We start from the raw sequence: 7,272 nt of genomic DNA on the forward strand, positions 1-7,272 counted from the left end.
AGTTTCTTCTTGATCCTCCTTGAGCGTCTGGTCTGGTTTACTGTCGGACGACAACCCGTCGGGACACCGACTGCTTCTATTTGCTATCATGAACCTTGCCCAGTTCGCATCAGCTTTTCTGATGTTGCCGGGAATGTCCCTGCTCCATTTTTCATAGGCCGCCATGCTGCAGTTCAAATACAGTTTGCCGTCGACGATCTTCCATACTTCCGGATCGGTTTCGGCTTTTCGTGCCTCCGTCATCGCCCAGGCACAGTACCCATCGTACTGCGGAGCAAACTTTTCGGGAATTTCCTGAAAGAGTTGCCTGTGTTCTTCCTTCTGATCGGCCAGGGAGTGTCAAGGAAGTGGAATTCCCGATATTTCACTCGATTATTGCCACCGTTTATGGTACGACCGCAAATTTGAGCCGGCATATCTTCAGAAGAGGTACTGGCGTTTTTCCTTTCCCTGACCAAAGACAACAAACCGGCAACCGCATATAAGCGAAAAAATGTCTACCAAGTAACTGAAATAGAAAATGATTGAAAACACTGTAAGCGCCCAACTCTTGGCTCAACCTGGCTGCGAAGACATACAACTCCTATGGTCATGATCTGGGAGACAAGGTGCTGCTCACGGTGGCAGACCGTTTACAGTCGGCCACCCGCGGAGAAGACACGGTCAGTCGCTGGGGAAGCGACAAATTTGTGTGCCTGTTGTTGGAAGTCAAGCAAGAAGCCGACGTAGCTTGCCGTGCAGAGTTGATTGTTGAACGGATTTCCGAGGGCTTCAAGTTGAAGGGGACTGTTCTTTCTCTGAGTTAACAATATGTTTCTGCGGAAGCCCAAAAAGCCCGGCTCTCGCAGAACTTAACGTTCGGCTTCGCGGGGAGGGTATCGGAATGGTCTGTTTAATTTCTTACTGTGTGGGTTCTTGTACGAGCAGAGCCTAAGATGTGGGATCACCTCAGTTTCGTCATCAAACTCTACAACGGATGGGTAACCGCTAATGGACGATACATCTGGTCGAATAACCCGAGGCAGCAGAGAGGACAAGTCGAATAGCGAACCTCTAGAGAAGCACTCACGGCCCGCCAGGAACGAAAGGAAGCCGCGAAGTTACATTCGGCAGCCGCATCGCCTTCATGCAGGCCGCGGACAAGAACATCCAGGATTACCTGGCCGGACTTGCCACCGGCAACCGCCGGCACCATCAATAATCGATCACGGCGGAACTCCTCGACATCGTGGGCAGTTCCTGGTTCGAACTTGGGGTCTTGCCTGGTCTCGATCGGCCCGACTCATCTGCGCCACGTTCCTGTGCTGCGCAGTCTTAACGTTCACCTCAGTTGCCGCCCAACAGCTAGCCGGGAGCGAGAATAAGCCGGTGCCGGCGAAAGCGCCTGACGGCAAACCGGAGCTCCCAGGTAAAGTCGAAGTCCAACCCGTCGCCAATGATGACGAGATCAGACAACGAATCGCGGATATTCTTAAAACGACAAGCTGGTTCGGCGAACCTAAGGTCACTGTCCAGGAAGGAATCGTTTTTCTGAAAGGAACGACGGAAAACGATGAATCCAAGCAATGGGCCGGAGATTTAGCGAAGAATACGGAGGGTGTGGTTGCAGTCGTCAATCAAATTGAAGTGGCCCCCACCACGGTTTGGGATTTCGATCCAACATTTCAGGTACTAAACGATTTAACACGCGGATTCGTTCGCTTGCTGCCCCTGATCGTGGTGGCGGTGGTCGTAATCGCTCTTTCTTGGATCTTCGCCAGGTTAACGGTGTACCTACTGCGTCGCGGGCTCCTGGGTCGATCCCTCAGCCAGCTTTTGCGCGAAGTAATGGCCCGGGCTGGCGGAATGCTTGTCATGCTTGCCGGCCTCTACCTTGTGCTCCGTATCGCCGGACTCACGCAACTTGCGCTTACGGTGGTGGGCGGCACGGGTCTGATTGGTTTGGTGTTGGGCATCGCATTCCGCGACATCACCGAAAATTTTCTCGCCAGTCTCTTTCTCAGCTTGCAGCAGCCGTTTCGTGAGGGCGATCTGGTAGAAGTCGCAAACGTCACGGGTTACGTTCAGCGGCTGACCTCTCGCACGACTGTTCTGATGACACTCGACGGCAATCAAGTGCAAGTTCCCAATTCGACCGTCTTCAAAAGCACGATCCGCAACTTCACCAGCAATCCCAATCGCCGCGATGATTTCATCGTCGGTATCGGCTACGACGATTCCATCTCTTTTGCCCAGGAAGTCGCCTTGAAGGTACTCGCTGAACATCCGGCCGTTTTGAAGGAGCCCGAACCCCTGGTGCTCGTGGAAAACCTTGGATCGTCCACGGTAAATCTGCGTATTTATTTCTGGCTCGATGGCGGTCGACACAGCTGGGCGAAAGTGAAATCGTCCGTCATTCGGCTCACCAAACGGGCCTTCCAGGATGCGGGAATCTCAATGCCGGACGAGGCGCGCGAAGTCACTTTCCCTCACGGGGTTCCTGTACGAATGATAGAAAGCGACGGGGCGGGGGAATCAGTCGACCCAGCCCTGGCGAAGCCGACCGCCAAGCCCGAAACAGTCGCGACCAAGGCGGAAGCCGGCCTGCAAAGCGAAGCCGGGGAAATCAAAGAACAGGCGCGCAGATCTTGGACCCCAGGGGAGAATCTCTTAACTTCATCGTCGTCTGTGGATACCAGGTGAAGGCGCGTGGGAGTCAATCAAAGAGGGTGTGGAATCCGTGTGGGTCGATGAGGTCTGCTTTCACCGGGGCAGCAGCTAATGTGCCAGGAGAGTCGAAGATGTGGGATCACCTGAGTTTTATTATCTAGCATCTCCGTGAGCGCTTATGGATCAAGCCGCCCACCGTATGTGTGCTGTCCATTGACGCAGTTTTTCTTGCCAATCTCATGGACACGACCGAACTCGCCCGTTTCGTGCAGGAGATTTCTGAGGTTTTCCTTTTTTAAAAAATACCTCCAGCTCCTTTAATGTGGCCTTATCAGAAACGCTTAACGGAGAAGGGATCATTACTCCGCAAGCCGAGTACTCCGTTTCGGAAACAGCAGATCATGCATGCGCAGTACACCGGTCAGTCTGCCGGAACCATCCACCACGAAAAAATACTGTACATGATAATCAACATATTCCTCACGATTATCCTGTAGATCATTGAGCACGTCCTGAATGGTATTGTCTGCCTGGTAGGCGAGAAACTCAGAAATCATCAAACCGCCTGCGCAGTCAGAATCAGTCACTATACTGAGAACATTTGGCGTGCTTCCTCCCGACAAGGATTTCAGTAGAGTACCGACAATTGCCCCAGCCCCACCCCCCCCTATGACCGTAGCTTTCATACTGGGACGAATGATCTGTTGGTGGGCATCGTATCGGCATGATCCATCATCGTTCGAGTGGTTCACCTGAATCTGGAATTGGTGAGTTAGGGGTGTAAAGAACAACCGTGGCGTGTACGCAAGACGAACTGTTTCACTACGGAATCACCTGGCTGCAAGCAGATGGAACAAGCCCTTTGCGATAGTCGATTAGCCTCGGGAAGATGTGAGTTGCTGAAAAATAGCAGGTTACTGACTGGCAAACATTACGAGACAAGAAATAAGACGACCAAGCCATCTCTGGTGGGTTGATGTTTTATCTAGGCTACTTGTCTTGCGCTTACAGTGCAGGAGCAATTTTCCCAACACACCGAAACTCGATAGGATGCAAGAGAGAGGAAGGGATACCGAGGGGATTTCTTGAGCCGGTTTGTCCGGAATTGTGTACAGGTAACCACGATTGCCTGCTTGACAAGGTCACAGCGAGGGATAAGATCAGTTCAGGTGAGGAAAGATTAATTGCAAACGGAAAGGAGATGCCATCATGACAAAACTACAGCGCATATTGAAGTTCCTGTTCATCATCGGACTCATAACCACATTTTTGGGATGCGCGGCCACGCATAAACGTGAAAGTACCGGCGAGTATGTCGACGACACTGTCATCACAACCAAGGTGAAAGCTGCGATTTTTAACGAACCCACGCTGAAAACATTGCAGATCAATGTTGAGACCTTCAAAGGGGTAGTTCAGTTAAGCGGTTTTGTTGATTCAACGCAGAGCGTCGATAAAGCAGGATCGGTTGCCCGCAACGTTAAAGGTGTCGTATCTGTGAAAAACGACCTGGTTGTAAAATAGCGTCGTAACCTCAGGTGACTTTCCGACCCGCTTCGGCGAGTTTTTACGGGTATATCAGTTATCTGCCAGGGAGGGGAAACGGCAGCGACTTGCGCCGTTGCCAGCCAACGTAAAATAAGGGAGAATTGTTATGCTCTGGACAATCTGCGTGGTCCTGATATTGCTGTGGCTGCTAGGTATGGTATCTTCATATACCATGGGTGGGCTGATCCACATTCTGCTCGTGATTGCCATTATCGTGGTGCTGGTACGCGTCATTCAAGGGCGTAAAATCCTGTAGTCCACAAAAACCTGACACTGCACTGTTCGGTTCCCAAAAGGAGGTGTTGCGGAACGCACTTTTTTTGCACGAGCTCTTTTGCGTATCTGCTCATATATTCCTTGAAAAATTTCTGTTAGATCCTTGCGTGTGCAGTTCATTATGACTGGTCAGCGGTTATGCCGTTTGACTGTGAAACTGGAACAAGTCTATGTCAAAACCACTTAAAATCATCCTCCTGGTCGCCAGCGGGATTGTCGTGTTCCTTGTCTTTGTTTGGGTGACGCTGCTTCTTTTTGTGAACACCGGTGCTTACAAACCCCGGTTGGAAGCAGCCGCCTCGAGAGCGCTAGGGATGGACGTCAGGGTCGGCGGCCGACTTGGGATCGACCTCTTCCCGGATGTGCACTTCACTCTGGAAGATGTGCACATTGGCAACCAGGGGGCTGACGTCGCCAGCGTCAAGGAAGCCAGGGTTGGAATTGATCTTCGCCCGTTACTTCAAAGGGAAATTAGGATCGGGACAATCAAGCTGAAACATCCCATCATCTCCATTGAGCGGGATCGTGACGGCTATTTCAATTTCCAAAAACCGGAAGACGCCGACGTCAGGGTACTCGCTTTTGGTTTGTCGAAATTTTCCCTTTCTGAGGGGACTCTCCTCTTCGCGGACAAACAATCCGGGGAGGGATTCGAAGCCTTAAACTGCAGCCTTAAGATCGACCATCTGCGGCTTCCTGGCGGGAAGATTTCGGGTCTCATGAAGAATCTTTCCCTCACGGTAAACCTTGCCTGTGGGAAAATCCGGAAAAATGGCTTCACGGTATCCGATTTGAAGTTATCGGCCGCAGGGAAGAATGGGGTCTTCGATTTCAAGCCGGTCACGATGGGTGTCTTCGGTGCACAAGGATCAGGGAGTATCCGGGCGGACTTTTCGGACGTAGCCCCGCGTTTCGACGTCCGTTATGCTTTGCCTCAGTTCCGCATCGAGGAATTCTTCAAAACCCTGTCGCCGCAAAAGGTCGCAGTAGGATCAATGGATTTCTCCGCGAATCTGTCAATGCATGGAAAAACCGTGAACAAGATGAGACAGACCGCAGAGGGGCAGATCCTGCTGCGGGGCAAGAACCTCACGCTCAATGGCCGCGACCTCGATCAGGAGCTCTCCCGGTTTGAGTCCAGTCAGCACTTCAACCTCGTAGATGTGGGCGCCTTCTTCTTTGCCGGGCCTTTGGGCCTGGTAGTCACGAAAGGGCTCGACTTTGTCAGTATTTTTCAAGGATCGGGTGGCCGCAGCGAGATCCGGACGCTGGTCTCCGACTGGAAAGTCGAGCGCGGCGTGGCGCAGGCGCAGGACGTGGCCATGGCGACCAACGAGAACCGGGTTGCCCTCCAAGGGGGGCTCGATTTCGTCAACGAGCAATTCAATGACGTGACCGTGGCGCTGCTCGACGCCGAAGGCTGCGCCAAAGTGGAGCAAAGCATCCGTGGCGCCTTCCAGAAACCGGTGGTGGAGCAGCCGAGTGTCCTCAAGTCTCTCACCGGACCGGTGCAGAAGTTGTTCAACATGGGGAGAGACCTCTTTCCTGGCGGAGAGTGCGAAGTGTTCTACACAGGTTCGGTGGCGCCGCCGAAATGAATAGTTTGCAACTCCAATCGTGCGCACCAATTCTGCTAAGCCGAATGGGTGAATTTGGCCAGCTTTCGCACAACCTCTAGGTCTTCCGTAAGCTCCAGTGCATATTCTGCCCCTGGCAAGTGCCAGGCGGGCGCGGTGTATCGTAAGCGCCAAGAGAACCACATCTTTTCTCGCGTAGCCACCGGTGTCATAATTGGGCAACCTAAATGTAGCGGCTTGCAAACAAGAACGCGTAGGCTCACAAACAGATTGCTTATGCACTCAGATTAATTGCCAATAAAATAGAAGCTGGGCTCACAATAGTTGTCCATGGGCTCAGATTACCTGCCAACGGGCTCAAACTTTTGCCAACGGGCTCACATTGTTTGCAAATAGCGTTAAGCTTTGACTCGACCGGCAGAAAGGAAAGTATCGTTCCCCCATGTTGAAGATGGAGCATTTCTCTTGATTGATTCTCTGGAACAATCTGGGATAGGATGATGCTTTTTACTTGTCAGGATATAGTTGACATCCTGAGTGGTAAAAACACCTTTTAATGTTGATAGGTTTTTCGGACGACTTCTTCATGACCTGACAGTAGATCTCTAAAGCCTGACAATTGACAGAAGGATAGTACCTTGCGAAACCGCAATGTTAAAAAGAATATTTGCGGCTTGTCCGCAGAACGTTTTGGTTGAAAAGAAGTAAACTGCCTCCGGATCTCCAGGGATATGACAATAATCAGTTCTGTCCTCTTTTCACGCTTAATGCGACCTCCTCGGTCATGACCGCACGTCCCAAACGGACGCTGATCATGGGCGTCCGTTACAATCCCTTGCATGGCAATGCCCTTCCCGGGGGCCCCTGCCGTTCGGCCTGAGGCCCCCTATGACGGGGGGAGGCAATGCCTGTTTCAGAATGCGCTTTTCAGGATGGTGTTGATCTCCTCGGGAAAGGCCATGCAGACGGTCTCGTTGAAAAGCATCTGGAGAGCCCCCACATCGGGTGTCCCCAGTTTCTGGCTGAAAAAGGTCCTGGGCGAAAAAAGGAGATGGAGTCGGAAGTGCTCATCGTTCTCCGCAGCCGTGAAGAAATTCATGTTAAAACTGTATATCCCCATTTTGTCATACTCGGCCATGACCCTTGCCAGGCCTGTTGCCAGATCTCTCAAGTCGGCGTCGGTCAGCCCCAGAGTCCAGCAGACATCCTCGACCACGGCAAG

The 7,272-nt window shown here is 52.0% G+C and carries 10 protein-coding genes; 6 read left to right on the top strand and 4 right to left on the bottom strand.

Annotation, left to right across the window (positions count from 1 at the left end; all coding sequences use genetic code 11):
- Positions 1-333, bottom strand: a 333-nt coding sequence (locus tag ACYQ8U_RS22125) for a YHS domain-containing (seleno)protein (protein WP_459947746.1), incomplete at its 3' end; no start/stop codon positions are given.
- Between the two features lie 227 nt (positions 334-560).
- Here ACYQ8U_RS22125 and ACYQ8U_RS22130 point away from each other — a divergent pair.
- Entirely contained in the window at positions 561-806 is a 246-nt protein-coding gene (locus ACYQ8U_RS22130) for a diguanylate cyclase domain-containing protein (RefSeq protein WP_459947747.1), read from the top strand.
- A 161-nt stretch (positions 807-967) separates the two neighbouring features.
- Here the strand turns inward: ACYQ8U_RS22130 and ACYQ8U_RS22135 are convergent, their stop codons facing one another.
- Positions 968-1,195, bottom strand: a complete 228-nt coding sequence (locus ACYQ8U_RS22135; protein WP_459947738.1) for a hypothetical protein — start codon at positions 1,193-1,195, stop codon at positions 968-970.
- A 173-nt stretch (positions 1,196-1,368) separates the two neighbouring features.
- On the opposite strand from ACYQ8U_RS22135, the gene ACYQ8U_RS22140 reads away from it, so the two are divergent.
- A complete protein-coding gene (locus ACYQ8U_RS22140) occupies positions 1,369-2,682 on the top strand; it encodes a mechanosensitive ion channel domain-containing protein (protein ID WP_459947739.1) in 1,314 nt (437 codons plus the stop codon).
- 326 nt (positions 2,683-3,008) lie between these two features.
- On the opposite strand, the gene ACYQ8U_RS22145 is transcribed toward ACYQ8U_RS22140, so the two are convergent.
- A complete protein-coding gene (locus tag ACYQ8U_RS22145; RefSeq protein ID WP_459947740.1) occupies positions 3,009-3,206 on the bottom strand; it encodes a CBS domain-containing protein in 198 nt (65 codons plus the stop codon).
- Between the two features lie 652 nt (positions 3,207-3,858).
- Here ACYQ8U_RS22145 and ACYQ8U_RS22150 point away from each other — a divergent pair.
- The 4 genes from ACYQ8U_RS22150 (at position 3,859) to ACYQ8U_RS22165 (ending at position 6,930) form a co-directional block, all read left to right on the top strand.
- Positions 3,859-4,173: a BON domain-containing protein gene (locus ACYQ8U_RS22150; RefSeq protein WP_459947741.1), complete on the top strand. Its 315-nt coding sequence runs from the start codon at positions 3,859-3,861 to the stop codon at positions 4,171-4,173.
- Positions 4,174-4,303: 130 nt separating this feature from the next.
- On the top strand, positions 4,304-4,453 hold the full coding sequence (locus ACYQ8U_RS22155) for a lmo0937 family membrane protein (RefSeq protein ID WP_459947742.1): 150 nt from the start codon (positions 4,304-4,306) through the stop codon (positions 4,451-4,453).
- 190 nt (positions 4,454-4,643) lie between these two features.
- The gene (locus tag ACYQ8U_RS22160; protein WP_459947743.1) at positions 4,644-6,071 is read left to right on the top strand and encodes an AsmA family protein; all 1,428 of its coding nucleotides are present in this window, start codon (positions 4,644-4,646) and stop codon (positions 6,069-6,071) included.
- Between the two features lie 673 nt (positions 6,072-6,744).
- Positions 6,745-6,930 (top strand): hypothetical protein, encoded by a 186-nt coding sequence (locus ACYQ8U_RS22165; protein WP_459947744.1) that lies wholly within the window; start codon positions 6,745-6,747, stop codon positions 6,928-6,930.
- 33 nt (positions 6,931-6,963) lie between these two features.
- On the opposite strand, the gene ACYQ8U_RS22170 is transcribed toward ACYQ8U_RS22165, so the two are convergent.
- The coding region (locus tag ACYQ8U_RS22170; RefSeq protein ID WP_459947745.1) for a hypothetical protein at positions 6,964-7,272 on the bottom strand (309 nt) is incomplete at its 5' end.

This window comes from Desulfocastanea catecholica (genome assembly GCF_054657295.1).

Coding starts and splice junctions, on each gene's coding strand:
- ACYQ8U_RS22135 (WP_459947738.1), bottom strand. CDS start 1,195: ATGGTGCCGGCGGTTGCCGGTGGCAAGTCCGGCCAGGTAATCCTGGAT.
- ACYQ8U_RS22145 (WP_459947740.1), bottom strand. CDS start 3,206: ATGATTTCTGAGTTTCTCGCCTACCAGGCAGACAATACCATTCAGGAC.
- ACYQ8U_RS22150 (WP_459947741.1), top strand. CDS start 3,859: ATGACAAAACTACAGCGCATATTGAAGTTCCTGTTCATCATCGGACTC.
- ACYQ8U_RS22155 (WP_459947742.1), top strand. CDS start 4,304: ATGCTCTGGACAATCTGCGTGGTCCTGATATTGCTGTGGCTGCTAGGT.
- ACYQ8U_RS22160 (WP_459947743.1), top strand. CDS start 4,644: ATGTCAAAACCACTTAAAATCATCCTCCTGGTCGCCAGCGGGATTGTC.